Here is a 26,941-nt window from a genome sequence, read left to right on the forward strand (position 1 = left end):
TGTTAGCAATTTGCTCCGAACGATCGAGAAATTGCGAATACACCGTGAGGAGGATGAAACGCGAATGTCGCCGACGCGTCAAGACGGCGGGCCCGGCGAGGATGCCGGTGATTCCATGGTGGTGTGGAACACGATCGGGACGAGGTCCTCGAAGTCGGAAAGACCTCGGGGCGGGGCCGCCGAAGGGCCGGATGGATCCTGGTCCTGGTGGCGCTGCTGTCCCTGATCGTCCTCCGCGCCTCGACGGATCGTCCGCAGCATCAGGTCACACCGACTCCCAGCCCGTCCGATCTGATCAGCACCGTCCCCGACGGACAGGCGGTACCGGCTTGGCCGACGGCGCCCGGTGCCTGCGGGGCGGAAACGCCACTGCCCGTCGTGTCGAGTACAGCTCCCGCCGAGCACACCGGCATCCAGCTGCTGCTGGGCGGAGAACGGCTCCGACTCGTCGACTTCGACAGCGGCCACGCGACGACCTTGCCTGATGCCGTCGTCCGGCCGGGCGAGTACGCCGCGGTACTGGCCGGTGATCCGATCACGGCGTACGCGACCACTGGGTCATGCGACGAAACGGCCCCCTACGCGATGTTGCGCGTCAGCGTCGATCACCAGGTGAGTGTCGTCCGCCCGCTCGGGCCCACCGAGTGGGCCCTGACCGATGGCAGTCGCGTGTGGATCGCCACCTTCGCCAGCGGCATCGAATCTCCGTACGGCACGATCGCTCCGCTCTTCGGCGGGGAACGGGTCCGGCTGCCGCTCGGTTTCGCCCCGTCCGCGGTCGTCGGCGACACGCTCGTCGGACTCCTGCAGCCCGATCCGGGGATCTCACCGACCTGGCTCGCGCTCGTCGATGCCCGTACCGGCCGGTTGCAGACCAAGCTCGACCAGCACGTGGCGCCGCTCGCCGCCGGCGCGGGTCAGGTCCTCTGGGCCAGCGGCTGTGCGGACGACGCGTCACCCTGCACGCTGCACCGCCGGGCGATCGGCGGCGCGGAGACCCTCGGATCCCCGCTCCCAGGCTCCGCCTGTTGCGGGGTCGTCAGCCCTGACGGCACGCGGGCTGCCTTCCTGATCGAACAAGTGTCCACGGACCCACGCTTCAACGGCCATCCGCCGGCGCCGACGGACATCGCGATCGTGCAGCTCGGCACCGGCCGGCTGACCATCGTGCCGGGGATCGATCTGCCCGCCAAGGCGCAACCCGGGCTGGCGTTCGCGGGCCGTGGCGACTGGTTGATGATGGCCCTCGACGCGGGAACCCGGACCCGGCTCCTCGCCTGGCGACCGGGACTGCGGCAGCCGTACGAGACGAGCGCACTTCCTGGCCCGGTCCACAATCCGCCGACGCTCGTCGTCACCAGCCCCTGACCATCTCGTCGTACCAGCCGGCCCTCAGATCGCGCGACGCGACCCAAAGTCATTGTCAAGTGACGGTCTGTTCACCTTACGCACATCTGCCGGGACTGGTGACGTTGGGCGGCGACTCCCACGATGGTTCACGGCCCTGGGGCAGCCAGGGCCGTGGCCGGTGCTGGGAGGAGACATCGTGATCCGGAAACGCGTTGCGGGAATGCTGGTGGCGGTGGTGACGGTTGTCGCCGCGTCGGTGGTGGCGATCGCCGACAGGTCGCCCAGTGCGCAAGCGGCGACGGCTGTGCCCGCGTTCGATCACATCGTCGTGGTGATGTTCGAGAACCACGCCTACTCACAGATCAACGGCAGCTCCAGTGCGCCGACCTTCAACAGCCTGGCCGGGCAGGGCGCGAAGTTCACCCAGGCGTACGGCGTCACGCACCCGAGCCAGCCGAACTACGCGGCCATCTTCTCCGGCTCGACGCAGGGCCTGACCAGCGACAGCTGCCCACACACGTACAGCACCGACAACCTCGGCAAGCAGCTGATCGCGGCCGGCAAGACCTTCAAGGGGTACTCCGAGAGCATGCCGTCGGCCGGCTACACCGGCTGCTCGAGCGGCCAGTACCAGCGCAAGCACAACAGCTGGGTCAACTTCAGCAACGTGCCGACCGCGAGCAACCTCCGGTACAGCGACTTCCCGAGCTCGGCGAACTACGCGAGCCTGCCGACTGTGTCCTTCGTGACGCCGAACATGTGCAGCGACATGCACGACTGCTCGGTCGGCACCGGTGACACCTGGCTGAAGAACAACCTGACGGCGTACGCAACCTGGGCCAAGACGCACAACAGTCTGCTCGTGATCACCTTCGACGAGGACAACGGCGGCTCGTCGAACCACATCTTCACCGCGTTCGTCGGCGCGCACACCCAGGTGGGCACGTTCGCCAACCAGGTCAACCACTACAACGTGCTCAGCACCATCGAGAGCTCGTACGGCCTGGGTCACCTGAACCCGGCCGCAGAGATCACCAACATCTGGAACTGACGCCGGTGTACCTGTCCACGATCGACCGCCCGCAGACGGCCCGCGGACGTGCCCTGTTCCTTGTCAGCGGCAACGTCCTCGCGCTCGGCGCGGTCAGCTTGGTCACCGACATCTCGTCCGAGATGGTGACCGCGATCCTGCCGGTGTACCTGATGATCGGCCTGCACCTGAGCCCTGCCCTGTACGGCGTGGTCGACGGCACGTACACCGGCGCGACCGCCTTGTTGCGGCTGATCGGCGGGTACGTCGCGGACCGGTCCCGGCGCCGCAAAGCCGTTGCAGGCTTCGGGTACGGGCTGTCGGCGGTCGCGAAGCTGGGCCTGCTGGCCGCCGGCAGCTCGGTCGGCGCGATCGGTGCCGTGATCGCGATCGACCGCACCGGCAAGGGCCTCCGTACGGCGCCGCGGGACGCGCTGATCACCCTGTCCACGCCACCGCCGTTGTACGGCCGAGCCTTCGGCGTCCACCGGATGATGGACACGATCGGGGCGTTCGCCGGGCCGCTGGTCGCGGTCGGCATTCTGGCTGCGACCGCGCAGGCGTACGACGGCGTGTTCGTCGCGAGCTTCTGTATCGCGGCGTTCGGGGTTCTGTTGCTGGTGCTCTTCGTCCGCGACCACCGCGACAAGCAACCACCGAAGAACACCGTCGCTCCCTCAGCGCTCCGTGAGCTCCTACGCAGAGGACCGGTACGACGGCTGGTCCTGGCCGCCTGTGTGGCCGGGGTGGTGACGATCGGCGACGGCTTCGTCTACCTGCTCCTCCAGCGCCGTGAAGATCTCAGCATCGGCTGGTTCCCACTGCTTGCCGTAGGCACCAATCTCTCGTATCTCCTGCTGGCCACGCCTCTGGGCGTACTGGCGGACAAGATCGGCCGGCTGAAGGTGGTCCTCGGCGGCTACACAGCGCTGGTGCTGGTCTATCTCCTCCTGTTCGGGCCATTCGGCGGGTGGCCGTTGCTGGTCGTCGTACTGGGTCTGTACGGCCTCTTCTACGCCTCCACGGACGGCGTACTGATGGCGTTGGCCGGCCCACTGCTTCCGGAAGGCTTCCGTACTACGGGGATCGCGCTCATCCAGACCGGACAGGCGCTGTCCTATCTCGCATCGTCGATCCTGTTCGGGTTGGCGTGGACGGTGTGGGGCCCGGCGAGCGCGAGCCGCATCGCCGCCGTGCTGGTCGTTGCAGCCGTCGTCGTGGTTGCACTGTTGCTCCGCGGAATCTCGCCGACCACGGAGCAACCGGCATGACGCGACGGCTGGTGTTCGCGGTACTCGGAGCGTTCCTGTTGACCGCGGTCGCGGTGACCTACAGCGTGTTCACGACCACACACGACCGTACGCCGGTTGCCGCCGCAGACGGGCTCAGCCTGAGCGGTCCGCGCATCATGTTCCGCAGTACGGCGCCGGGCAGCAAAGGACGCCTTGCCTTGGTCGCGAAGAACGATCCGGGAGGGCCGCGTTCCGTGTCGGCGTTGAGCTGCTTGCGGGTCTATGCCGCTGGTGGCACCGGCACGTGCCTGCGGCAGGACGGCGCGCTGACGACGTACCAGATCGCGATCCTGGACACGAATCTTCAGGTGGAGAAGGCGATTCCGCTCGTCGGGGTACCGAATCGCACCCGCGTCTCCGCGGACGGGCGGATGGCGGCGTGGACCGTGTTCGTCGCGGGCGACTCGTACAACAACGGCCGGTTCTCGACCCGGTCGGGACTGATCGACCTGAAGACACAGGACATGGTCGATTCGCTGGAGTTCCTGTCGGTGACGCTGGACGGTCATCCGTACAAGGCCGCCGACCTGAACTTCTGGGGTATCACCTTCACCGCCGACGACAACCGCTTCTACGCCACGATGTCCACCGCCGGCCATCGGTACCTGGTCGAGGGCGACATCGCGGCGAAGACCGTGCACACGATCGCCGAGAACGTGGAATGTCCGTCCCTGTCCCCCGACGGCCGCCGGCTCGCCTTCAAGTCGGCGATCGACGGCAACCCCGCCAAGGGCTGGCGACTGACGGTCCTCGACCTGGCCACCGGGGCCAGAACACCACTGGCCGAGACCCGCTCCGTCGACGACCAGCCGGCCTGGCTCGACGCCACCACCATCGCCTACGCCATTCCCCACGGACCCACCGATGCGGATGTCTGGACCGTCCCCGCCAACGGCTCAGGCCACCCCGACCTCCTCATCCCCCACGCCGAATCTCCAGCCCCACTGGGCTAGCGGGTGAGCTGGGGCACGTTCCTGCACATCGATGCGATGGCGTGGTTCGCGGACCAGCTCGCCTCGCTCCGGGACTGAGGGCTAGGCCGATTCGAGGCGGCTCAGCGGCACGCGGCCCAGCTCTCTGCGCGAGCTGATCTCGAGCTTCGCGAACACCTTCCGCAGGTGCCAGTCCACGGTGTGCCGGCTGATGTACAGCTCGGCTCCGATCTCGGGGTTGGACAGGCCGTCCCGCGCGAGCCGTGCGATCTGGGACTCCTGATTTGTCAGCAGGCGTCGGGTCTGGTCGCTGCGACTGTGTGCCGATCCGCCCGCGGCCAGCAGCTCCCGCCGGGCGCGTTCGGCGTACGCCTCGGCTCCGATCTGGCTGAGGAGGTCGTGGGCGGCTCGAAGCTGATTGCGGGCGTCGTTACGCCTGGTTGCCCGGCGCAACCACTCGCCGTACAGCAGGTGCGCACGGCCGAGGTGGACGGTGACGCTGGTCTGCTCCAGGCGCTCGATCGCCTCCCGGTAGAGAGAGTCGGCAGCCCGGCCCTCGCTCAGCAGTGCGCGCGACCACGCCTGTACGCCGAGTGCCCAGTCAGTGCCGGCTGCGCTTGTCCGTTCTCGCACGTGTCGGAGGGCAGCTTCGGCCTCGTCGCGGGCGCCGCTCCGGACGGCTGCCTCGACCAGCTCGACCAGGGCGAAGCCGTAGAGACCGAAGTCGTCGTACTCGCAGGCCTGGCGGGCCGCGGCCAGTGCGACGTCGTACCGTCCGAGGCCGTTGTGAAGCACAGCGTTCACATACCCGGCGCCACCGATCCATCGTGCCTCGCCGCGCGCGGTCACGTCCTCGATGTCAGTACGGAACACGTCCATGAGCTCGGTCGGATCGATGCCTCGCCAGGTTGCGAGCAACATGAGGGGATAATTCACGGCCGCGCCACCAGTCGCCCTGGAGATCATGCCGCTCTCCTCCAGCAACGCCGACGCGGCCGCGAACTCGCCGGCGTACACGTGCACGAGAGCCCGGTAACCGAGCGCCAGAGGTAGCAAGGTCAGCGCACCGGATTCACGGCACAGCCGGACCGCCCGAGCGGCCAACTCGTGCCACTTCAGGTCGTCCCAGAGGTCGGCCGCGGTGAGCCAGGGCAACCAGAACCAGCGGAGGATGTCGTTGTCGTCACCGGTCGCGAACGCATCCAGCGCATTCCGCAACGGCGCGGCGCCGGCCACGTAGCCGTCCGTGAACCGGGTCGCCAGGCCATCGAGGAGGACGTCCGTCGGTCGCGCCGCAGGTCCTTCCGTCAGGACTCTCCGCGCGGCGGTGGCCACTTGACGGGAGCCGACGGGGCCGTGCAGGCGGCCGGCGTAGATGGTGGCGCCGAGCGCCTCGAGGTAGGTGTCGCGCGCCGTCTCGACATCATGCGGCGCGAGTTCCTCGGCCGCGGCGAGCAACGGCGGCGGCGCGTCGACGCCGCGATTGAGCGCGAACACGATCTGGGCGCGGAGACGAGCGATCATGGCCCGACCGAGGTCGTCCATCGGGCACCCGGCTGCCAGTGCCAGCAGTGCGGTCGCGGCGTCGAACGCGCCCGACTCGAACCTCGCCTGGGCGGCGCCGAGAGTTCGCCGGCCGCGGCTGCGCGGATCCGGGGTCAACTCGGCGGCTCGCTCGAGGAATGCGGCGGCAGCGGCAATGCCGCCGCGGGCTCGCGCGCGGCCGGCGGACTGCTCCAGCTGATCGGCGATGGACTCGTCCAGACCCGTCGTCGCATGGCCGCGATGCCATGCGTGCCGATCGGGTTCGCGGGCGGAATCGATGGCGGCGGCCAGCGCCGCGTGCACCTTCAGCCGGTCGCTTGCGGGGGCGGCGCGGTAGACGGCTGAGCGTAGTAGCGGATGGCGGAACCGGACATGTGAGCCGAGATCGAGCAGCCCGTCACGCTGGGCAGCCGCCGCGGCGTCGGGTCCGAGTCCCAGCACGGCGGCCGAGCGCCACAGCAGTCCGACGTCTCCCATCGGCTCGGCTGCTGCCGTCAGCATGAGCTGTCGAGTATCGGCGGGAAGGGACTCGACCTGGCGCAGGAAGCTCTGCTCGATCTGGGTCGCGAGCGGCGCCGCGTCCGGGAGTTGGTAGCCGCCGGCCAGCTCGGCCGGTGTCAGGCCGCGCGGAAGCTCGAGCAGTGCGAGCGGGTTGCCCCGCGACTCGGCGATGATCCGATCCCGGACCTTCTCGTCGAGGCGTCCCGGCCAGGCCGCATCGAGGAGCGCGCGGGCATCGGTGGGCCGCAGTCCGCTGAGCACCAGCTCCGGAAGCCCGGCCAGCTCGCGTACCTCAGTGGGCTGACGGGCCGCGAACACCAGCCCGACCGACTCGGCCAGCAGCCGGCGGGCAACGAACGCGATCGTCATGAGCGACGCCTGATCCAGCCACTGAGCGTCGTCGATCACGCACACCAGGGGTCGCTCCTCCGCGGCCTCGGCGAGCAGAGTGAGTACGGCGAGTCCGACGACGAAGCGGTCGGCAGGCCCGTGCGCGCTGAGCCCGAACGCCGTGTTGAGGGCATCACGCTGCGGAGCGGGCAGCCGCTCCTTCAGCGGAAGGAAAGGCGCACAGAGCTGATGGAGGCCGGCATAGGCGAGCTCCGACTCGTACTGCACCCCGGACACGCGCGCCACCCGGCAGCCGGACGCTCTGCGTGCTGTGTACCCCAGCAGCGCGGACTTCCCGATCCCCGCCTCGCCGCGCACGACCAGCACCTGACTCTGACCGGACCGCACGTTGTCCAGCAGCCGATCCGCGAACCGGCACTCGACATGCCGACCCAGCAACCCGTACCGCGGATCTTCGGTCGACATGGCAGGACGCTACAACGCCCGCTCACGCCTGCCAATCCGCCCACCATCGACGAGGATCGATCCTATGAATTTCGAGTCTCGTGCCCTTGGGTCCATCTGTGACACGATCAAGGGGCGGAGACATCCCACCTCTTCCGTCCGGTCATGAGCTCCTTCCCGACCCCTGAGGACTGCCCGATGCCCTTTCAGTGGCGTGCTGCACATCTGACCCTGACCTTCTCCTTCGACGACGGCCCGGTCCGGCTGATCGCCGTCGGACAGGATTCTGAGCTCCCGGCAGACTCGGGCGATCAGCCCCTGGTGGAGGTGACGGCTCTCGGCCACGGTCGCACCGTCAGCACCCACCGCCATGTCGGCACCGTCATCGGCCACCGCCTGCGGTACACGAGCCACGAGGCCACGGAGACCGCGCTCCGGATCGTGCAGCAGGATCCGGAGACGGGGCTGCAGGTCACCAGCGTCTTCGAGGCGGCGTACGGCGTCCGCACCTGGAGCGAAGCCCGGTTGACCGGCCGGGGCACGCTCGAGCTGACCAGCCTGTCGTCGGTGGTCGTGGCACTCGACTCGGTGGACTTCGACCTGGTCTCCGGCGACAACGACTGGATGGCCGAGAGCAGGTGGTCCGTCCAGCCGCTGCGGAAGGTCGGCCTGCCCGACATCCAGCGCGAACCGCACTACCCGGTGCCGCGCACTCTGCACGCGGTAACGAGCCGAGGTTCGTGGTCGACCGGCGAGCACCTGCCAACCGGGGTCCTGGTCCGCGACGGGTACGCGCTGGGCTGGCAGATCGAGCACAACGGTCCATGGCTGTACGAGATCGGCGAGAACCGGCACGGCGGCTACCTCTTGCTGAGCGGCCCGTCCGATCAGGAGCACCAGTGGACCGCGACCATCAGGGCGGACAAGCCGTTCACCACCGTGCCCGTCTCAGTCGTCGCAGGACACGACCGCGACTCCGCCTTCGCCGCCCTGACCCGGCAACGCCGCGCCATCCGACGGCACCGTCCCGCCGATGACAAGCTCCCCGTGATCTTCAACGACTACATGAACACCCTGATGGGTGATCCGACCACCGAGCGGCTCCTGCCGTTGATCGACGCAGCGGCCTCGGTCGGCGCGGAGTACTTCTGCATCGACGCCGGCTGGTACGCCGAGGGCGACTGGTGGAGCACGGTCGGCGCCTGGCAGCCGTCCACCACCCGCTTCCCGGGTGGCTTCGGCGAGGTCATCAAGCGCATCCACGACCACGCAATGGTGCCGGGGCTCTGGCTCGAACCTGAGGTGGTCGGCGTCGACTCGCCGCTCGCGCGCGAACTCCCGGACGACGCGTTCCTCAGCCGACGAGGTGTCCGGGTCGCGGAGAACGGTCGCCACCTCCTGGACCTCCGCAGCCCCGCGGCACGTCGGCATCTCGACGACACGGTCGACCGGCTCGTCGGCGACTTCGGAATCGGGTTCTTCAAGCTCGACAACAACACCATGACCGGGCCCGGCACCGACTCGGACGGACAGTCCCTCGGCCAGGGCCTGCTCGAACACCAGCGCGCACTCCTCGACTGGCTGGACGACGTCCAGGCGCGGCATCCGCAGTTGCTGCTCGAGAACTGTGGCTCCGGCGCTTTGCGGATGGACTACGCGATGCTGTCCCGACTGCATCTCCAGTCGACCTCCGACCAGCAAGATCCCTTGCTCTACGCAACGATCGCGGCCGCTGCACCGGCTTCCGTACTGCCCGAGCAGGCGGGCAACTGGGCGTACCCCCGATCCGGGATGTCGCGCGAGGAATTCACTGTCTGCCTGGTCAACGGCGTCCTCGGCCGGATGTACCTGTCCGGTTACCTGAACCAGATGACACAGCCCGAGCTCGACCTGGTCCGCTCCGCGCTCGCCGCCCACCGGTCCGTGCTGACCCACTTGCCAGAGCTCGTTCCCTTCTGGCCGCTCGGCCTTCCCGACTGGACCGACGAGTGGGTGGTGCTCGGCCTCGAGGGGCCCACGACGTCGTACCTCACCGTGTGGCACCGCTCAGCCGAACCGTCCCAGATCGAGCTGCCACTGCGTCGCCGCGAGATCCGGAACCTGTTCCCGACTCAGTCGGACGGCTGGACCTTCGAGTGGAAACAGGACACGTTGACCATCGCGGCCACCACTCCCGAGCCATCCGCCCGCGTCCTCGAACTCACCTGATGCCTGCGGCGTCGATGAACTTCTTGATCTCGGGGAGTGTGCCGGCGTCGATGGTGTGGCCGCCGGTGAATGGGAGGAGTTCGACGTCGGCGTCGTGGCGGCGGAGTTGGTCGGCCAGCCTGCTGGTCTGCTGAGCCGTCGCCATCGGGTCGCTGTTGCCGTTGACGATCAATACTCGCTTACCGGTGAGCGTGTGGTCCTGAGGCTCGTCCGCCGCGAAGGGCACCATCGCGGCCAGGAGTATGGCGCCGGCGAGCGACTCGGGGTGGCGTATGAGCAGCGCGGAAGCCATGTTGGCGCCGTTGGAGAAGCCGACCGCCAACCAGGAGCCAGCGGCCACGTCGTACTTCTGCTCGGCGGCTGTCAGGAAGGCGGCGAGCTCGTCCGCGCGCAACCGGAGGTCGTCCTCGTCGAACACGCCCTCCCTCAGTCTCCGGAAGAACCGTGCCATCCCCTGCTCCGACACGGTCCCCCGAGGCGACAACACGGGCGCGTCGGGCGCCAGGTGCTCCCGCAGTACCAGGAGATCGTGCTCGTCCCCACCGGTGCCGTGCAGCAACAACAGCGGTGGCGCGGAGGAGCCCGGCAGCCAGACGTGCGGCCGCCGGAGCGGGTCCTCGCTCATCAGCCGGCTTCGTCCGGCTGTGGTGGTACGCGCAACTGGGGCAACGAGGCTTGGATCTGCTCGCGGTTCGGTTCGAGCCAGGGCGGAAGCTTCAGGTGCTGGCCGAGCTCCAGCAGCGGCTCGTCCACGGTGAAGCCTGGCTGGTCGGTCGCGATCTCGAGCAGTACTCCGCCTGGTTCACGGAAATAGATCGAGGTGAAGTACTGCCGGTCGAGGATCTCCGTGACCTGCACTCCGGCCTCGAGCAGCTCCAGCCGCCACTTCGCCTGCGTCTCACCATCAGGCGCCCGGAAGGCGATGTGGTGGACCGTTCCAGCAGCCTGTACTCCGCGAGCGGCCTGGCTCGGCCGGACGTCCACCGCCGTACCCTCGGCTCCCCCGGACATCACGAACCGCGACCCATCGGGGGTGTCTTGTCCATGCCGCATGCCCAGCATGCCCGCGAGCATCTCGGCTGTCGGGTCCAACTGCTGCTCGGTCATCGTGACCGAGAAGAGGCCCCGGATCGCATTGTCGAACGGTATGGCGGCGACACCGTCCCAACCGGACCGGCTGTCACCGTCGGACGCCACCAGCTCGATCACCAAACCATCAGGATCCCGAAGCCTCAAGACCTCCTGATCGGAGCCGGCGACCGGCGCATCCGCGTCGACACCGAGGCCGTCCAGCCGCTGCTGCCACCAACCGAGCGACTCCGGCGGCACGCTGAACGCGGTCGCCGTCGTCAGACCGGTGCCCTGCTTGCCGTTCGGCGCTCCAGGCCACGGAAAGAACGTCAACAAGGTCGACGGGCGGCCCGAAGCGTCTCCGTAGTACAGGTGATAGGTGTCCGGAGCGTCGAAGTTGACAGTCCGTTTGACCAGGCGCAGACCCAGCACCGTGGTGTAGAAGTCCACGTTGCGCTGCGGATCCTCCGCGATCGCCGTCACATGGTGAAGCCCGTGCGGTGCAACCGAATCAACCATCGTGCCCTCCCCTCCCCGACACTACGACCGGACGTCGTTCCCCACCATGGTCAGAGGTCGCGCAGCTGATGGCGGCCGGCGCTGCCGAGCTTCGGGTAGGCCACCTCGCGATGACCTCCCACCCGGACGAAGTCGCTCAGCTCATCCGCACGGCTGCGGAAGGAGCAGAGGCCTGACGCTCACCTTGCTGCCTCGCGCCAGATGGCGATGCTGAGGCAGAGGGACCAGAGCAGGGCGAGGCTGATCGTGTACTGGCCGATCATCGCCGCACTCGCGACCAGGATGACCGCCGCGCATCCCAGCCCGACGTACCCGACCCAGCGGGCCAGGACCAGCGTCCGTACGACGACGACCGAGACGGCCAGGATCGTCAGTCCGAGGGCGGTCATCGTGATGCTGCCGATCAGGTTGTAGTTGAGGGCGGTGGAGTAGCGGAGGACGTCGAGACCGGGCAGCGGCTCACCGTCGACCTTCACCATGTGCCCGATCACGCCGCGCAAGGCCGCGGAGACCAGCAGCGTCGTACTGAAGATCAGACCCATCGAGCGGGCGAACGCCGTCCACTGCACGGCCGCGGTCGTGGCCGTGAGGAGCCTGAAGTAGTTGATGATCACCACGAACAACAGGGCCGCGGCGATCGCACAGAACTGCGACACGATGCCGGACACCTGGTTGCTGCTCTGCTGCCACCAGGCGAGCAGCTTCGTGTCGTCGGCTCTGTGCGGTACGTCGATGCTGGCGACGGTCCAGAACAGCGCGAGTGCGAACAGAATCGACGCCGCCGACGCGACCTTCGCCGCTGAGGTCCTGGTACGAGTGGCTGCTGCGGTTGTTGTCATGACGGACTCCTGAATTCGGGCTGACTGAGTCCGTCCAGCGTCGATCTTTCCCGCGCCCCGAACGACGGAGTGGGCACCTGTCTTCGAATCAGGGCTGTCCCTGAGTACGCCGCGCGGTTTTGCTGCCACTATGACGAGATGGGGAGGATGGGGCGGGTACTCGCACGGCTGGTCACCTGGCCGCTCGCACCCGCGCTCTTCGCCGGGCAGCTGGCGGTCAGTCACCGGCACGGCGGGCAGGGAATCACCGCCTCGGACGTCGTCTACCCTGTCGCGATGCTGGTCTGCTGGGCGGTCGGGGTATTCCTCACCTGGCGAGTCATCGAGCAGCCCGCCGGCTGGGCGTTCCTGGGCCTCGGCACCGCCCTGACGTGGAGCGGGTTCACCCAGATATCCACCGACCTCGCGCTCGGACCGCTGATCGCCACCTTCAGCGACACGAGCTTCGTCTGGTGGTTCGTGTTCCTGGCCCTTGCCCTGCAGTTCACCCCGGCCGTCCGGCCCTCGTCACGGATCCTCCCGGTCCTGACAGTCGTCTCCGGCGTGGTCTTCCAGGTCTCTGCCCTGTTGCGTTCCACTCCTCTCGACGAACCACACGACATCGTCAGCCCCTGGGCGGTCGCAGGGATCGCCGGACCGATCTCGGTTCTCGCCACCGTGTCGGTGACCGTGCTCGGCGGCTGCCTGCTTGCCTCCGTGTACGTCCTCGTGGCGGCCTTCCGCCGAGCCAGAGGTGAGGCCCGCCAGCAACTGCTGTGGCTGGTAGCCGGGGCGACGCCGCTGGCGCCGTGTGTGGTCGCGTCGTTCGCCGCGTCCTACGCGGGGCTCGACGAGATTGCGGGGTGGGTGTTGAGCGTCTGCGTCATCACCCTCGCGCTGGGTGCCGCACTGTCGGTGGCCAAGTACCGCTTGTACGACGTGGAACGGATCGTCACCGACTCCGCGGCGTACGCGATCTCGACCGGCTCGGTCATTGCCGTCTTCGCCGCCGTGGTCGTGGTGATCACCAAGAGCCTTCCCGTGCGGGCCGACGCGCAACTGCTGACGATCCTGGCCACTCTGGCGGCGACCGGAGTCGCGCGACCGGCGTACACCTTGGCCCGTCGGGTGATCGACCGTCGCTTCAACCGCCGCCGCTTCGACGCCGTTCAGCTGGTGCGGGCCGGGCTTGCCCAGTCTCCGGCGCCCGAGCTCGGCGCTCTCCTGATCGCGGCGACCGGCGACCCGCAGGTACGGGCGCTCTTCCCGTCGGAGGGCGGATGGGTCACCTCGGACGGCCGCATTGCCGTACCCGGTCCGCACGTGGTCGACGTCGTACGCCGGGGGCAGGTGAGCGCGCGGATCGAGTTCGACCCGTCGTGCTGTGAGCGGACGGTTGTGGCCGCGGTGGTGCAAGAGGCCGCCGCGGAGATCGACAACCTGGGTCTGCGGGCCGAGCTCGCCAAGCAGGTGGAGCAGATCACCGAGTCGCGAGCACGCCTGGCCGGTGCGCACCTGGAGGAACGGCGCAGGATGGAACGCGACCTCCACGACGGCGCCCAGCAGCGGATCCTCGCGATCGCGCTCCAGCTCCGTTCCGCCCGCGTCAACGGCGGCGTCAGGGTCCTGCGGACCGAGGTCGACCAGGCCATCGGCGACCTCGCCTTGACCGTGCAAGAGCTCCGCGACCTGGCCGCCGGGTTGCAACCGGCGGCGCTGGCGGGCGGTGGTCTGCGTGCTGCGACCGACGAGTTGGCCAGCCGGATCCCGGTGCGGATGAAGCTCGACGTGATCGACCAGCGGTTCCCGGGATCGGTGGAGAGCGCGGCCTGGTTCGTCATCGCCGAGGCGGTCTCGAACGCCGTCAAGCACGCCCGCGTCGACGAGGTGACGATCCGGGTCTCGGCCGGTCTCTCCCAGCTGCACGTCGCCGTACTCGATGACGGGGTGGGCGGAGCCGATCCCCGGGGTCACGGACTGCAGGGGCTTGCCGACCGGGTCGCCGCCCTGGGTGGCGCTCTCTCCGCCGGCGACCAGCCTGGTGGCGGGACCCGGGTCGAGGCGGTGCTGCCGTGCGGGTAGTCATCGCGGACGACTCCGCACTGCTCCGGGAAGGACTGGCCCGGCTGCTGGCCGAGTCCGGCGTGGAGGTCTGCGAGACCGTTGCCGACGCCACCGGTCTGGTCGAGGCCGTTGATCGGCACCATCCTGATGTCGCGATCGTCGACATCAGGATGCCCCCGACGTACACGCACGAAGGAGCTGCGGCGGCGATCGAGTTGCGGGACCGGCTGCCCGCTCTGGGCATCCTCCTGCTGTCCCAAGCAGTCGAGACGCACTACGCCTCCCAGTTGCTGCGGCGTCATGCCGAGCGGTTCGGCTACCTGCTCAAGGACCGGGTCGTCGACGTCGAGACGCTGATGGGCGCACTGCGCGCGGTTTCGGCCGGCGGGATGGTGCTGGACCCGGAGATCGTGCGGCACCTGATGCGTGCGGACTCGGCGAGCGATCCGCTGGCCGCGTTGACGGAGCGCGAGCGCGACGTGCTGGCCCTGATGGCGGAAGGGCGGGTCCAACTCGGCGATCGCGAAACGCCTGACAGTCAGCCTCAAAACAGTCGAGAGCCACATCGCGAACATCTTCAGCAAGCTCGGTCTCCACGGAGCCCAGGACGACCACCGCCGCGTCCTCGCCGTACTCGCCGCCCTCCAAGGCGCCTCCTAGCGCCGCGTCCACGCGACAATCCGGAGATGCGGATTGCTCAGCTTGTAACCAACGGGTCGTCGTCGGCATCGTGCAGGTGAAAGGGGTGGTGCACGATGTTCAAGGCGATCGGTATGGCCGCGGTGCTGGTGGCAGGCAGCCTGCTACCTGGTACGGCGACGGCGGCGGGGAACGCGGTCTGCGGCATGGGACTGGGGTCGGTCACGGCCGGCGGTGACCACCGAGAACAGGAGATCGACAGCACCGTGCCGCCTACGGCCGGGGTCAACAACCTGGTCAAGGCCAAGGTGTACGCGCCCGGGCAGGTGCGGGTCAGCAGCACGATGATCTGGCAGGCCGACGAGTTCGCCGGATTCATCGTCGAAGGCGGCTTCGTCCTGATCGGCGACGGGTTGTACCGGACCGCCTATTCCGGGACGAGTACGACCACCGGCGATCCCGGTCCGCGGATCGGCAGTGGCTGGGGAGCCTTCACCGTGCTGGAGCAGTCGCAGTACCAAGGCCCGAAGGACGCCGGCGTCACCCGGTGGAACACCTACGGCCTCCGCAACGACGGCACCCTGTTCCGTTGGACCCTCAGCTCGAAAGGCGCCTGGCAGGCGAAGGCCTCCGCGCCCGGATTCGCCGCGGTGAAGTCGATGGTGCTGATCAGTCAGACCAAGACCTACGACACCTTCCTCGCCAACACGCGCGGCGGCGCCCTGTACACGATCCACATCCCCACCAGCGCGCCGATGAAGCCGGTCGTCAAGCAGGTCCGCAGCTCGACCTGGCAGGGTTTCGAAACGATGGCGGCGCAGGAGTGCGGACCGTACGGCGTCGTACTGCTCGGCATCGACAAGGACACCGACAGCGCGTACCTGTACGCCGTCGGCCACGCGAACGGCACATCCACGGTGATCCAGTCCCGCGGCAAGGTCCCCGCCTCGTTCAGCGAGAACGTCTACTTCCGCTGGCTGGTCCCCAACCCTCCCCTGAACGGCGAGTGAGGCGCGCTTCAGCGGGTTGAACCTGAGCGGCGCAGGCGGTACGCCGCGACGCTCTCGCGGTGGGAGCAGGTGTCGCTGCAGTAGGACTTGCTGCCGTTCTTGGAGCGGTCGATGAAGGCGCGCCGGCAACTCGCCGATGCACAGATGCCGAGCCGGCGCGCGTTGCCGTCGCAGATGAACAGCACGAGTCCCATCAGCGCGGTGACCGCCAGCCAGTGCACAGGCCCGTCTTCGGCGGCCTCGAAGTGCAGGTGTGGCGGCCCGTGCTGGTCACTGATGCGGGGCAGCGCGCGGTGCACACGCAACTGCTCGTTGAGCGTCGCGACGACTCCGGACGCATCGTCCGCGGCTGTCTCGAAGACGGTGCGCAACTCTGCGCGCAAATCTTGCACTGCGCGGGCGTCGGCGTCGGTCGGTGTCCAGCGCGACAGCGCCTCGCGGTACATCGCTGTGACCGCGTCGAGGTCCACATCGGCCGGCATCGCTGGGTTGCCCGCCAACGACGTCAGGTCTCCGCGCCCGGCAAGGAATCCCGCGAGTTCGCCGGCGCCGGTCAGGCCGTCCTCCCCGCTCGGCTCGGAGCGGGTGTTGACGAGATCGACCGCGAGCTCCAACGCGAACGTCTCGTAGTACCCAAAACGCATTTGACCCATCACGCCGCCTAGCTTAGCGTGTTACAGGTAAAACCGCTTTTACCTGTAACACCGTCTTCCAAGTCAGGACGACTCTATGGCCAGGTGCGAGGCAACGACCCCGCTCGGAGCGGTTCGCGGCGTCGACGCCGGCGGGCAGCTCCGCTTCACCGGAATCCCTTATGCGCAGCCGCCAGTGGGCGGCCTGCGGTTCGCTCCTCCCGAGCCCGTGCGGCCGTGGTCCGGCGTACTCGACGCGACCGGCCCCGCGGTCGTGCCGGTCCAGGGACCGTCCCGCCTGGTCGCGGCAGTCGGCGACTTCAGCGCTCCACAGAGCGAGGACTGTCTGCACGTCTCGGTCACCACGCCGGCAGCCGATGACGCCCGCCGCCCGGTGCTGGTGTGGCTGCATGGCGGTGGCTACAGCAGCGGGGGCGGCGCCATCGACTGGTACGACGGCCGCACCCTCGCCGCTGAAGGCGACGTGGTCGTTGTCGGAGTCAACTACCGCCTCGGCCCGCTGGGCTTCTTGCGTGTCGACGGTGTCGGCAACGGCGATGCAGGGCTGCTGGACATGATCGAAGCGCTGCGCTGGGTGCGCGACAACATCGAGGCCTTCGGCGGGGATCCCGGCAACGTCACCGTGTTCGGCCAGTCGGCCGGCGCCCACTCGACCCTGTTCATGCTGACGATGCCCGACGCGCGCCGGTTGTTCCATCGTGCGATCCTGCAAAGCCCGCCTGGTGGCGTGGCGCCGCTGACCAGCGCGCAGGCCGAGCGCAACGCCGCCCTGCTCCACGCGGCGCTGGGCTACCAGTCGATGCCCACCGCAACCATCCGGCAGCAGCTGCGCGATGAACCCGCCGAGCGGCTGCTCGCCGCCGCGAAGCAGGTAGCCGGCCAGACCGCTGTCTTCGGCGGTGTCGCACCACCGTTCCTGCCGGTGGTCGATGGTCTCGAGACTCCCGACCTTCTCATCTCCGCCGCGGCAGACGGCGCTGTCGAAGGCGGTGTCCCGCTGATCATTGGCACCACCAACGACGAGGCGTGGTCGATGATCTACGGCCTGCCCGCGGCCGGAGCGACCCATGATCAGGTGCAAGAGCTGATCGGCGGCGCCGGGAGCACGCTTCGCGATCGGCCGTGGTGGACGCAGCGTGCCGCACCGACCGCGGTCGACGTACTGGCAGATGTCATGACCGATCGTGCGTTCACCGCGCCCGCTCACGCGTTCGCCGGAGATGTCGCTGCCCGTGAAGGCGATGTCTGGGCCTACCGACTGGACTGGGCGCCGGTCGGATCACCGCTCGGCGCGTGCCATTGCATCGAACTGCCCCTGGTGTTCGGGACGGCCGACGCCTGGTCGAAGTCGCCGATGACCGCCGGCGCCGACCCCGCCCAGCAGGAAGCGCTGGCCGCGCTGATCCGCCGCTACTGGCTGAGCTTCGCCCGCACCGGTGAGCCGACCGGTGAGTTGTCGTGGCCCCGCTACGGCGAGCGCCGCTCAACGATGCTCTTCGACACCCGATCGGGCGCCGTCGGCGATCCAGCCGGCGTCGACCTCTGATCCAGATTCCTCAAGGAAGGCACAACCATGACCGCTGACGCCAACATCCTGCACCACGTGGGGCTGATCACCCGCGACCTGGACGCCACGATCGCGCAGTACGAACAGCTCGGCTTCTCGTTCACGCCGCTGACGCTGCCGCGCATCCCGATGAAGCCCGGCGGTGAGCCGGAGCTGCTCGGTGCCGGGAACCGTACTGCGATCTTCGCCGACAACTACCTGGAAGTGCTCGCCGTCGTGGACGAGGCCCGCTGGGCGGCTGTCACGCCGCAGCAACGTGGTCCGTTCGATCTCGATCGTTCGCTGGCGCGCTACGAAGGCCTGCACGTCATGCACTTCGGCACCGACGACATTGAGGCGCTGTACGAGCGCATCACGGCCGACGGCGTACCGAACGGCGGCATCCACCCGTACCAGCGGACGGTCGACACCGAAGACGGCCCGCAGCCCATGCGTGCCCGCGCGATGGGCTTCCCGCCGGAAGCCAACCCCGAGGCGCTCGTGCAGATCGCGCAGCACCTCACTCCCGAGCTGATCTTCCAGAAGCGCTACCAGCACCACGACAACGGCGCCACCGGAGTCAACGAGATCACGGTCTGCGGCGACAACCCCGAGAGGTACGCCGCCCTGTACACCCTGTACACCGGTCACGGATACCACCGCGACGGCGACGTGTTCACCGTCGACCTCGGGCGGTCCAGTGTCCGCGTGGTCTCGCCCGAGGCGCTGGCCACACTCATCCCAGGCGCCAAGGCACCCGCCGTACCGTCCCTGGTCGGCTTCACCACAACGGTCACCGACCTCGCAGCCACCCGCACTCTGCTCACGGACCGCGGCATCCCCTTCGACACCGCCGAAGACACCATCCACGTCCCCGCCACGCACGGCGCAGGCTCCGTGGTCTCCTTCACAACGGCGTGACCGGCGCAGCCCCTCGATGGAAGAGCGCGGTGCTCTCCTTCATCGGCCTCTACCCCTTGGTCACCACCGCAACAGCCGCCGTCGCGCACTGGGCACCACACCTGCCGATCCCTGTCCGCACGCTTCTCATCGTCGGCACCGTCGTACCCGTGATGACCTACACCGTCGGTCCTGCTCTGCACCGACTGACACGGAGCAGGCCGGCAGCTGCGGGCTCAGGTGCCGGTGGTATGGGTGTCGCTCAGGGTCGGGGTGAGACGAGCGGCTAGTGCCTCGTCAAGCAACGTTGACGACGTAATCCCCCAGCCCTCCTCCGCCTCGGTCTCCACCCAACTTTGAGAAGCCACCGCCCAGTTCCAGCACGGAATTGTGGTCGGTGGCTTCTCAAAGTTGGGTAGAGCACCGGCGAGACAGACCGCAGGACCAATCCGGCCGGGCCTGGTCAGCCGATGAAGGTGCGGAGTTCCTTGACGAGTTCGGCGCTGGCTTCGTTCTCGACTCGGCGGGTCGAGACGCTTTCGATGTTGAAGCCGAAGGTCAGGCCCCGGTCACGGCAGAACACCGACAGGGTCCGCGCGATGCCAACGCAATGCTCGTACGAGTCGGCCACGGGGTCGCTGGCGTGCGTCAGCTCGTTGCGGAGCCAGCGGGGTACCTTCACGCCGAGCCAGGCGAGGAACTCCAGCGTCTTCACCGAACCGCAGATCGACAAGGTGAACACGATCGGGACCGCCTCGACTCCCTCCGAGCGGCACAGGTAGAGGTAGTCCGACGCGAGGTCCATCGCCGCGCCGACGTCGTAGATGATCTGGGTGACGAAGAACGAGCAACCACTCTGCTGCTTGCGGAGCAACCGCTGGTGTTCGTCGAGCCGGGACGCGTGCCGCTCGGGAATCGTCACCCCGCCGAGCGGCAGCACCGAACCGCAGCGCTGCCACAGGTCGTACGCCGCGGAGAGACTCGTCTTCACGTCCGCAGTACTCGTCGGTGCGCCGACCATGACCGTGCCGATTCCCCCGGTGGACCGGCGTACCCAGGAATCCAGCTCGGCCGGGCTGTACTTGCCGACCGAGCGGTAGACGATCGTCGGCCGGTCCCACCAGGCCAGGTGCTCGGCGAGAAAGTCCACCGGGTCCATCGTCGGGCTGAACGGGAACGGCCGCTCGTCCGGCACCCGTTCCGCCTCGTCGTCGATGTCGTAGAGGATCAGCGCATCGATGTCGAGCTGCTGCAGCCGCGTCCTGGTGACCTCGTCGAACCGAGCGAGCGCCTCCCCCTCGATCGAACGCCGGGGCGGAGTCATCCCGTAGAACAGCAACTCCGTGCGACGACTGTCCTCGAGCAGCGTCGAGAGTCCGGGATACGCAGGGGTTGCAGGCAAGTCGTTCAAGCGTCCCTCCTTGGCCGGCCGGTCTCGAATGACCCTGGACCTAGAAAGAGCACGCTAACGCCACCGCTGATACCCGATCACGCCAGGCGTCTCGACCTTCACATTAATGTGATGGTTCGAGCATGGAGTCGTGGAACTCGGACTTGCGTTGCCGCCGGTCACGCCAGCGCCGGTCGGGGACGGCCGGCCGTCCCACGGCGGCTCACCCAAGCAGATCGCCGAGGACCTGGTGTCCGCCCGCGAGAGCGGGGTCACGCAGGTGTACCTCGCCGGCGGTCAAGGCCTGGGACTCGACCATCCAGAGCCTCACATGGATGTGAATGTTCAGCGGACGCGGGGAAGCGTGGTGGTCTTGTCGGTGACCGCGGTCAGGCCGGCCAGTCCCCCGTGGACTGACCGGCCTTGTGCAGGACTACAGCGGCCAGGCGGATTCTGTGACTGCTCCTCCGGCGACGTCCACCGTCAGGCGGACGGGGCCGTCGGGTCGGACGTACAGCTCGTAGGTGCCGTGCGGGACCTCGAAGAAGACGGCCGAGTGCACGATCTCCCCCTCAGGTGAAGGCCGCGGAACCACGGCCACATGCGGCAAGGCGTGCCCATGACCGTGCCCATGACCGTGTCCGTGCTCTTCGGCCTGCCCGCTGGTGGCGACGCGGTCGGTGGGGCGCAGTTCGACCTCCTTGCCGGTCAGCTCGGACGGCATGGTGATGACGAGGGCACCGATGTCGCCGCCGATGTCGAGCAGGACCGAGGAGCCCTTGCCCGCGTGCGGATTCTCGACGGCGCTCATCATGCCGCCGGGGTTCCGGGCTTGGACTGATACCCGCCGGCCGGTACGCCGAGGTACGGGAACCACGTCAGGTAGTCGGCGTTCGTGTTCGACGTACCGTCCTTGATCGCGCTGGTCGCCGCGTCGGGCTTGAATGACGGGTCGACCAGCGGGATCGTGAGCCCCGCGACGGACCGCAGCTCCACGGTGACGACGTCGTCGAAGACCCGGCGCCCGTTCGGGAAACCGGCCGCGTCACCGGCCACCAGGCCCAGCGGGTTCGGCGACTTCGCCGGTGGTACGGCGACGTTGAGCCGGAGCAGGTCGGCCTGGACCGGCCCGGTGTAGTTCTGGAATCCCGGGACGACGCCCTTCGGGATACCGGTCAGCAGGATCGCCGCAAGATCCGCCCGGGGCTTCTTGTACGCCGCGAGGTTCGGGAACACGCCCGGGTACAGCACCGGCAGCAGACCGGCGAGCTCGGGCTTCGTCACGTACTGCGCGAACCGCTTGTCGCCCTGCGGAGCCTGACTGTTCCACCTGTCCTTGTCGGCCATCGGCACGATGACCTCGTTGAACAGCGGGTTCCCGAGCCTGGACACCTGCTTGTGCGGGCCGTGCCACACCGGGATCCCGAGCACGTCGTCGAGGATCTTCGACGCCTGGCGGGAGGCCGAAGCATAGACACCGATGACGGCCTTCGGATCCATCACGTCCGTCGGCCTCCGTCCGTCGCGGGTGAGGTCCGAGATCGGGACCTGCAGCGCGATGGTGTGCACGTTGGACCCCTGCAGCCCGTTCACGCCTATCGCCGCCGCCGACGGGATCAGGTGCGCCATCTGGAACGGCCGCAGCGTGCCGAGATCGAAGATGCTGCCGAGGTCCGCGAAGAACCCGTCGGCACGCTGACCGGCGAACACCTTGCGGTTCGTGCCGATCGAGTGGATCGCCTGGCCCGCGAGCTTCGCGTAGTTCGGCGTACTGCGAACGCCCACGTTGACCGGCGGCGCCGCCAGGTTGCGGGCCAGGATCCGGGAGCGGCCGTTCTCGACGCGCGTGACGGAGTAGTACTGCGGGCGGTTCCACGCCTTGTCCGTGATCGAGTTGATCGGGCCGGTGTTGTACAGGAAGGTCTTCTTGTTCCTGATCTCGGCGTGGAACCGGAACTGGTAGCTGATGTCGGCCCGGCCGGTGCCGCTGTTGGAGATATGGATCTGGTACAGGACGTCGTCGCCGAACTCGTAGAAGTTCGGCCCGCCGTACGGGTTCTGGAACGGGATGAAGTTGGCGATGAGCGTGACCGTGTCCGGTTTGTCCGGGCTCACGAACGCGTAGACATCGGTGTTGTCGGCGACCGGGTCCTTCGAGATCTCCGGCGCTTCGCGATGCGAAGACATGACTGTTCCTCCAGTGAAGGCGTTCAGGGATTGCGGGCGAGCCGCAGCGTGGGCTCTCGGCCCGGATCAGGCGGTGGTGCTGCCGGCCAGGCGCGCGGCGAGCTCACGATCGGTCAGGAGGACCTCCCGGTCGCCGACCAGGATCGCCATCTCCCCCTTCTGGACGTTCTTCACGTGCACGACGAACGACTCGGCACCGGCCAGGTCCGCCGCCTGCAGCTCGTCCCCACCCACGGCCTCGGCGGACCGCTCGCCGAAGATCTTCGGCACCGCGACGGCGCCGACCGCTGCCGCGGTCCCCGCGCCGGCGAACACCAGAAAACCCCGGCGTGTTGCGTCACTCATGGCTGTCCCTTCCCTCGACGGGCACCGGCGACAACCGCCACCTGCGACTCGGTCGCAGGTGATGTGAACTGGATCACAGCAATGCCCGAGGGGTGTTCGCCGCCGACGCACCGCCGGATGGGTCGAGGTCGCCTACTTCGTCCCCTCCTGGAGCTGGGCGAGTTGGGTCTCGAGGGCTTCGAGGCGGGTGCGGAGCTGGGTGATGTCGTCGGTGGGGGCAGCGGGCTCGGGCGGCGTCGAGCGACGGAGCGTGTTGCGGGCTTCCGTCCACTCGCCGGAGCGAGCCAGGCGGGCGCTGCGGGTGACGGAGTCCTTGCCTTGCCGGAAGAGGGCGAAGGCATCCTCGCCCTGGACGGTCTCCAGGAAGCCGAGGAGGGTCGACGCCGGCACCCGGTCCTTGGAGTTGTCGTGGTCCTCCGTGCTGTACGCCGCGAACCGGTCCGTGAGCACCGTGCAGGCGAACTTGACGAACTGTTCGCGCAGGAACGGCAGCAACGGAACCAGCGACATCCAATAACCGACGGTCGGGAACGACTTGACGTAGCGCCGGCGGGCGAAGTTGCAGACGCGATAGACCGAGCCGCCGCGGATCGAGACCGCGGCCAGGTCGAGGTCCTTCGTCGGTGGGGCCTTCGGTGGGCGAACCAGGAAGTGATCGAAGGCGCAGTCCTTGACGTACTGCGTAAAGCCCCCGACCAGGTCACCGAACGCCTCGACCGCCTTCCTGCGGTACGCCGTGAGCGGCCCAAGATCGAAGCTGGTGCCGCCGATGATCGACGTGTCGATGACCGTCAGCGAGTTGCTCACCAGGTTGAGAACCGTGAGCCGCCGCGGCGGAAGGATGAACGGCCCGAGCTTGAGCGGCGTCGGCTCGATCGTCATCGAGGTCGGTGTCACCTGCACCGGGACCTGCAGACCGTCGACCAGTGCGCCCGTGCTCGGGTCGTAGACGATCGCGGTCGTGTCGTCGCTCCCGGCCAGCACGACCCGGCCGCCGACCATCGCCAGCGAGATCGTCCCGCTCAGCGCGTCCAGGGACACCGCCGTACGCAACGGCGAACCGTCGGCGCAGTTGAACCCGACCAGCGCGCGGCTGGTGCCGCGTCCACTGACCGTGTACACCAACGTCCGCAACTGCAGGTTCAGCGGCAGCAGTGACCGCACGGTCTGCACCGTGAGGTCGTCGGTGCCGTCGGCCTGCAATCCGATCTCGATGCCCAGTGCCGGCCCGTTCGCGGAGATGTTGATGACGCGCAGACGGTTGTACGACGTAGCCGGTGAACCCGGTGTCCCGCAGCTGACCACGGCGGCTCCGTCGAGGCCGATCGCAAGCGGTCCGACCGGGTTCAGCTGTTCGGTCCCGGGGATCGCGGCGAGGTTGTCGGGGACATTGTCGAACGGGATCCGCCAGACGCCGGCGCCCTCGAACTCCTTCAGGTTGAATCCCGATTTCGTCGTCGTCCGCCGGCGCAGTCCCACGGCGTACACGAACCCCGGGTCCACCGCGGTGGTCGCCATCGTGACCAGCCGGACGCCGCAGATCGTCGCCGCCGGGCGCCAGTTCACCGTCGTACCGGAGATCTCGCCGACCCGGAAGATCGTGTCGTTGTCGTCGCGGGTCGGCACCGCCACGGCGACCAGCTTGCCGTCCGGCGAGAACGTCACGTCCGTGACGGCGGCCGTGGTCGACGAACCCGACTCCCCCGGCGGCAGTTCGCGGCCCGCGATCGGATCGATCCGGGCGATCAGCGTCTCGGTGTCCAGGTCGTAGCGGTTGACCAGGGTCGACGGCTTCAGCGGGTTCAGCCCGGCGCCGACCGTCCAGATCTCCGTGCCACCCGGACGGCTGCGCGCCCGGGCGTGCGAGCCGACCCCGGAGACGGTCCGGATCCCGGTCAGCGTCGCCGGGTAGTCCGGGTACGGGCGTGCGTCGTCGAACAACGCGCAGAAGGTCTCGCTCTGCAGCCGCTTCCGCAGCCCGGTGTAGAAGTCGCGCAAGAGCGCGTCCTCGGTCTCGGCCACGAATACGTTGCCGCCCGACTTCGGGTTCGCGACGTACGTCGCGAGGTTGGTCAGCGCCGTTCGCAACCGGTACGCCTTCTGGTCCGCGATCGGGTCGGTGCCGTCGCCCGGCGTCAGCTGCCGCTTGATCCAGTTGAACGGCGACGCGATGCAGTCGTCGTAGATGTCCTTCAGCAACGTCCCCTGCAGGAAGTCGCGCGGCGGCTCCGGCTCGTACTTCGTCACCACGACGCTCTCACCGCGCAGTACCACGCAGACCTCACCGTCACCGTCGGGGTTGAGCACGCCGCCCAGCCCACCGATCTCGCTGAGTACGTCGACCACCGTCGGCGCGGCCAGGTCAAGATCGTTGCCATCCGCATCGATCGCACTCCCCGGCTGTACGGTCACGTGCCGCCGGAGGTCCGCCTCGGCCGCATCCCGGAACGCTGTCTGCCGCTCCGATGTCGGTACGGCGGCGTGCACGCGCTGGTTCGGCGGCGCCGTCTCGTCGCCGCAATGTACGGCCAGACCGGACACGATCCCGTACCCGTGCAGGAGCCGGTTGTGCCGCCGCAGATCGTTCGCCCGGCACAGGATGTCCAGCGCATCCTGCACGGTGGCGGTGGCGGGAAGATCGCAGACTGTGTTGCTCAGGGCAATGTCCTCGGCGGCGAGGGCGGTCAGCGCCGGGAACCGGTCCCGCCGGTCGTCGACAACCGTGATCACACCGGCGTCCCGGCGGAGTACGGCAATCTTGGTCAGGTGATGCGCGACACCGGTCGGCAGCAGCGCCAACGGCCGTCCCGACGAGTCCTCCGGCCACTCGATGCCTGCCTGCGAACTCCGGGCCGGCACCAGCCAGTAGTCGTGCCGATGGAACGTGCCACCGGCCGGGAACCGTACCTCTACCCCCTTCTCGAGCAGGAGCCAGTCGTCGCTGTCCACGGTGAACGAGCCGTCCCACCGGCGGACCTGAGGATTGCTGCCGAAGTCGTCGATGGACGCCGGCGTCTCCAAGGTCAACTGGTTGCCTTGGGCATTCTTCAGCCGGACCAACGTCCCGGGAAGTCCCTGCAGCACACGTGTGTCGTCGTACAGCTCGACGAGGTCGCCCGGGCTGAATCCGAGGACCGCGTCGCGGCCGATGCTCTCCACCTCCAGCACGTCGGGCCTGATATTGCCGAGCCAGCGCGTGACCACCGAGCCGTTCTCCCGGCTCCACACGATCGTCGGATTGCCCGCGTTCACGTCGTACACCTGGATCCGGTAGAGCTGGTTCTCCAGGCCGATGTATCCGCCGGCCGGTGTCGGCCGGCAGAGGTCGATGCTGTCAGGTGGTGTTACCGCGCGCGCGGCCATCCGCCCGGTCGCCGTGACCGCGGCTTCGAGGGCCGCGTCGAGCTCCGCCTCCCCCGGTACGCCGGCCAGGTCGAGCAGCCGCACCTGCCACACCACCTGGCTCCGCGTCGTGGTGTCGACTCCCAACGCCGACTCAGTCAGCGACGGATCGTCCACCGAGGTGATGGCGCGCTCCCAGGCATCCAGAAAGGCCAAATAGTTGCCGTCAGCAAGATCCAGTACTCGCGGTCCCGCGCTGACCGGAAGGGACGTGTGCTCGGGCTCGGGAAGATCAGGTTGAGTGCAGTACGACGTACGCCGACGTACCTCCGTCGCCGCACCGATCGCTGTCTCCAACGCGAGCGTGCGCGACCCGACGTCGACGGACTCGACCCGTGCGCTGCCGACAGATCCCGCCGCGTCATGGGCCTCGATCCAGTCGTGCGCCTGGAGCTCCGCACCGTCAAGCACCAGCGATGCGACCGCGACCGACGTCGGTGAGGACTGGTCGGTCACCCGGGTCACCTCGCCGTCGATCTCGCACAACAGGCCGCCGACCCACGCCCGCCCGGTGGTCAGCAGCAGGTCGTCCTCGACGACGTCCACACCGAATCCGCCGTCCACCTTGGGCACACCCGAGGCGCCGATGACATCGGCCGACCGTGCGTCGTCCCGGTACGCCGCGACATCGAGCTGCTCGTTCCAGTCCGCATCGAGCTGGACGCGTCCCTGCTGCATGCGCACACCCGAGTAGTGCCGGTACGACCGGAACGTCGATCGGGTCAGGTCCCCACCGTTCATGCT

General features: G+C 68.3%; 20 protein-coding genes. 10 read left to right on the forward strand and 10 right to left on the reverse strand.

The annotated features are described in order from the left end of the window. Positions 1 to 123: 123 nt before the first annotated feature. From OHA18_RS37965 to OHA18_RS37980, 4 genes are all read left to right on the forward strand, one after another. Complete coding sequence (locus OHA18_RS37965) at positions 124 to 1,368, forward strand: hypothetical protein (protein WP_329000217.1); 1,245 nt, start codon at positions 124 to 126, stop codon at positions 1,366 to 1,368. A gap of 178 nt (positions 1,369 to 1,546) precedes the next feature. After that, positions 1,547 to 2,401, forward strand: coding sequence for an alkaline phosphatase family protein (locus tag OHA18_RS37970; RefSeq protein ID WP_329000218.1), 855 nt, complete (start codon positions 1,547 to 1,549; stop codon positions 2,399 to 2,401). Between the two features lie 5 nt (positions 2,402 to 2,406). Then, on the forward strand, positions 2,407 to 3,651 hold the full coding sequence (locus OHA18_RS37975) for an MFS transporter (RefSeq protein ID WP_329000219.1): 1,245 nt from the start codon (positions 2,407 to 2,409) through the stop codon (positions 3,649 to 3,651). Beyond that, positions 3,648 to 4,625, forward strand: coding sequence for a hypothetical protein (locus OHA18_RS37980; RefSeq protein ID WP_329000220.1), 978 nt, complete (start codon positions 3,648 to 3,650; stop codon positions 4,623 to 4,625). Before OHA18_RS37975 ends, OHA18_RS37980 begins: the two co-directional genes overlap by 4 nt. An 81-nt stretch (positions 4,626 to 4,706) precedes the next feature. On the opposite strand, the gene OHA18_RS37985 is transcribed toward OHA18_RS37980, so the two are convergent. Next, positions 4,707 to 7,466 carry a helix-turn-helix transcriptional regulator gene (locus OHA18_RS37985; RefSeq protein WP_329000221.1) on the reverse strand — a complete coding sequence of 920 codons (2,760 nt, stop codon included), beginning with the start codon at positions 7,464 to 7,466 and terminating at the stop codon, positions 4,707 to 4,709. A 177-nt stretch (positions 7,467 to 7,643) separates the two neighbouring features. Here OHA18_RS37985 and OHA18_RS37990 point away from each other — a divergent pair, with 177 nt between their 5' ends. Then, positions 7,644 to 9,653 carry an alpha-galactosidase gene (locus OHA18_RS37990; RefSeq protein ID WP_329000222.1) on the forward strand — a complete coding sequence of 670 codons (2,010 nt, stop codon included), beginning with the start codon at positions 7,644 to 7,646 and terminating at the stop codon, positions 9,651 to 9,653. Here OHA18_RS37990 and OHA18_RS37995 read toward each other — a convergent pair. From OHA18_RS37995 to OHA18_RS38005, 3 genes are all read right to left on the reverse strand, one after another. Further along, on the reverse strand, positions 9,646 to 10,278 hold the full coding sequence (locus OHA18_RS37995) for an alpha/beta hydrolase (RefSeq protein ID WP_329000223.1): 633 nt from the start codon (positions 10,276 to 10,278) through the stop codon (positions 9,646 to 9,648). The two genes, OHA18_RS37990 and OHA18_RS37995, sit on opposite strands and share 8 nt — an antisense overlap. After that, complete coding sequence (locus OHA18_RS38000) at positions 10,278 to 11,243, reverse strand: ring-cleaving dioxygenase (protein ID WP_329000224.1); 966 nt, start codon at positions 11,241 to 11,243, stop codon at positions 10,278 to 10,280. The genes OHA18_RS37995 and OHA18_RS38000 overlap by 1 nt, the downstream gene beginning before the upstream one ends. A gap of 179 nt (positions 11,244 to 11,422) precedes the next feature. After that, positions 11,423 to 12,082: a hypothetical protein gene (locus OHA18_RS38005; protein WP_329000225.1), complete on the reverse strand. Its 660-nt coding sequence runs from the start codon at positions 12,080 to 12,082 to the stop codon at positions 11,423 to 11,425. A gap of 147 nt (positions 12,083 to 12,229) precedes the next feature. Here OHA18_RS38005 and OHA18_RS38010 point away from each other — a divergent pair, with 147 nt between their 5' ends. The 3 genes from OHA18_RS38010 to OHA18_RS38020 are packed head-to-tail and all read left to right on the forward strand — an operon-like array spanning position 12,230 to position 15,774. Beyond that, positions 12,230 to 14,143 (forward strand): sensor histidine kinase, encoded by a 1,914-nt coding sequence (locus OHA18_RS38010; RefSeq protein WP_329000226.1) that lies wholly within the window; start codon positions 12,230 to 12,232, stop codon positions 14,141 to 14,143. After that, positions 14,134 to 14,865, forward strand: a complete 732-nt coding sequence (locus OHA18_RS38015; protein ID WP_442914355.1) for a response regulator — start codon at positions 14,134 to 14,136, stop codon at positions 14,863 to 14,865. Before OHA18_RS38010 ends, OHA18_RS38015 begins: the two co-directional genes overlap by 10 nt. Before the next feature lie 15 nt (positions 14,866 to 14,880). Beyond that, complete coding sequence (locus OHA18_RS38020) at positions 14,881 to 15,774, forward strand: hypothetical protein (RefSeq protein WP_329000227.1); 894 nt, start codon at positions 14,881 to 14,883, stop codon at positions 15,772 to 15,774. Positions 15,775 to 15,782: 8 nt separating this feature from the next. Here the strand turns inward: OHA18_RS38020 and OHA18_RS38025 are convergent, their stop codons facing one another. Then, on the reverse strand, positions 15,783 to 16,418 hold the full coding sequence (locus tag OHA18_RS38025; RefSeq protein ID WP_329000228.1) for a CGNR zinc finger domain-containing protein: 636 nt from the start codon (positions 16,416 to 16,418) through the stop codon (positions 15,783 to 15,785). 85 nt (positions 16,419 to 16,503) lie between these two features. On the opposite strand from OHA18_RS38025, the gene OHA18_RS38030 reads away from it, so the two are divergent. Continuing rightward, complete coding sequence (locus tag OHA18_RS38030; RefSeq protein ID WP_329000229.1) at positions 16,504 to 17,973, forward strand: carboxylesterase/lipase family protein; 1,470 nt, start codon at positions 16,504 to 16,506, stop codon at positions 17,971 to 17,973. Positions 17,974 to 18,000: 27 nt separating this feature from the next. Further along, the gene (locus OHA18_RS38035; RefSeq protein WP_329000230.1) at positions 18,001 to 18,894 is read left to right on the forward strand and encodes a VOC family protein; all 894 of its coding nucleotides are present in this window, start codon (positions 18,001 to 18,003) and stop codon (positions 18,892 to 18,894) included. A 442-nt stretch (positions 18,895 to 19,336) separates the two neighbouring features. On the opposite strand, the gene OHA18_RS38040 is transcribed toward OHA18_RS38035, so the two are convergent. The 5 genes from OHA18_RS38040 to OHA18_RS38060 all read right to left on the reverse strand — a co-directional run bounded on the left by OHA18_RS38040 (position 19,337) and on the right by OHA18_RS38060 (position 26,938). Further along, positions 19,337 to 20,284, reverse strand: a complete 948-nt coding sequence (locus OHA18_RS38040; protein ID WP_329000231.1) for a methylenetetrahydrofolate reductase — start codon at positions 20,282 to 20,284, stop codon at positions 19,337 to 19,339. Positions 20,285 to 20,696: 412 nt separating this feature from the next. Then, positions 20,697 to 21,077, reverse strand: coding sequence for a hypothetical protein (locus tag OHA18_RS38045; protein WP_329000232.1), 381 nt, complete (start codon positions 21,075 to 21,077; stop codon positions 20,697 to 20,699). Beyond that, positions 21,074 to 22,450: a DUF4331 domain-containing protein gene (locus OHA18_RS38050; RefSeq protein ID WP_329000233.1), complete on the reverse strand. Its 1,377-nt coding sequence runs from the start codon at positions 22,448 to 22,450 to the stop codon at positions 21,074 to 21,076. The genes OHA18_RS38045 and OHA18_RS38050 overlap by 4 nt, the downstream gene beginning before the upstream one ends. 66 nt (positions 22,451 to 22,516) lie before the next feature. Next, positions 22,517 to 22,795, reverse strand: a complete 279-nt coding sequence (locus tag OHA18_RS38055) for a twin-arginine translocation signal domain-containing protein (RefSeq protein WP_329000234.1) — start codon at positions 22,793 to 22,795, stop codon at positions 22,517 to 22,519. 132 nt (positions 22,796 to 22,927) lie between these two features. Further along, positions 22,928 to 26,938, reverse strand: coding sequence for a DUF6519 domain-containing protein (locus OHA18_RS38060; RefSeq protein ID WP_329000235.1), 4,011 nt, complete (start codon positions 26,936 to 26,938; stop codon positions 22,928 to 22,930). Positions 26,939 to 26,941 lie beyond the last annotated feature (3 nt).

The sequence above is a fragment of the Kribbella sp. NBC_00709 genome (assembly GCF_036226565.1).
GTDB lineage: Bacteria > Actinomycetota > Actinomycetes > Propionibacteriales > Kribbellaceae > Kribbella.

Excerpts from the sequence above, each read along its gene's own strand:
- OHA18_RS37980 (WP_329000220.1), top strand. The coding sequence starts at position 3,648 with ATGACGCGACGGCTGGTGTTCGCGGTACTCGGAGCGTTCCTGTTGACC.
- OHA18_RS37985 (WP_329000221.1), bottom strand. The coding sequence starts at position 7,466 with ATGTCGACCGAAGATCCGCGGTACGGGTTGCTGGGTCGGCATGTCGAG.
- OHA18_RS37990 (WP_329000222.1), top strand. The coding sequence starts at position 7,644 with ATGCCCTTTCAGTGGCGTGCTGCACATCTGACCCTGACCTTCTCCTTC.
- OHA18_RS37995 (WP_329000223.1), bottom strand. The coding sequence starts at position 10,278 with ATGAGCGAGGACCCGCTCCGGCGGCCGCACGTCTGGCTGCCGGGCTCC.
- OHA18_RS38000 (WP_329000224.1), bottom strand. The coding sequence starts at position 11,243 with ATGGTTGATTCGGTTGCACCGCACGGGCTTCACCATGTGACGGCGATC.
- OHA18_RS38005 (WP_329000225.1), bottom strand. The coding sequence starts at position 12,082 with ATGACAACAACCGCAGCAGCCACTCGTACCAGGACCTCAGCGGCGAAG.
- OHA18_RS38010 (WP_329000226.1), top strand. The coding sequence starts at position 12,230 with ATGGGGCGGGTACTCGCACGGCTGGTCACCTGGCCGCTCGCACCCGCG.
- OHA18_RS38020 (WP_329000227.1), top strand. The coding sequence starts at position 14,881 with ATGTTCAAGGCGATCGGTATGGCCGCGGTGCTGGTGGCAGGCAGCCTG.
- OHA18_RS38025 (WP_329000228.1), bottom strand. The coding sequence starts at position 16,418 with ATGCGTTTTGGGTACTACGAGACGTTCGCGTTGGAGCTCGCGGTCGAT.
- OHA18_RS38030 (WP_329000229.1), top strand. The coding sequence starts at position 16,504 with ATGGCCAGGTGCGAGGCAACGACCCCGCTCGGAGCGGTTCGCGGCGTC.
- OHA18_RS38035 (WP_329000230.1), top strand. The coding sequence starts at position 18,001 with ATGACCGCTGACGCCAACATCCTGCACCACGTGGGGCTGATCACCCGC.
- OHA18_RS38045 (WP_329000232.1), bottom strand. The coding sequence starts at position 21,077 with ATGATGAGCGCCGTCGAGAATCCGCACGCGGGCAAGGGCTCCTCGGTC.
- OHA18_RS38050 (WP_329000233.1), bottom strand. The coding sequence starts at position 22,450 with ATGTCTTCGCATCGCGAAGCGCCGGAGATCTCGAAGGACCCGGTCGCC.
- OHA18_RS38055 (WP_329000234.1), bottom strand. The coding sequence starts at position 22,795 with ATGAGTGACGCAACACGCCGGGGTTTTCTGGTGTTCGCCGGCGCGGGG.
- OHA18_RS38060 (WP_329000235.1), bottom strand. The coding sequence starts at position 26,938 with ATGAACGGTGGGGACCTGACCCGATCGACGTTCCGGTCGTACCGGCAC.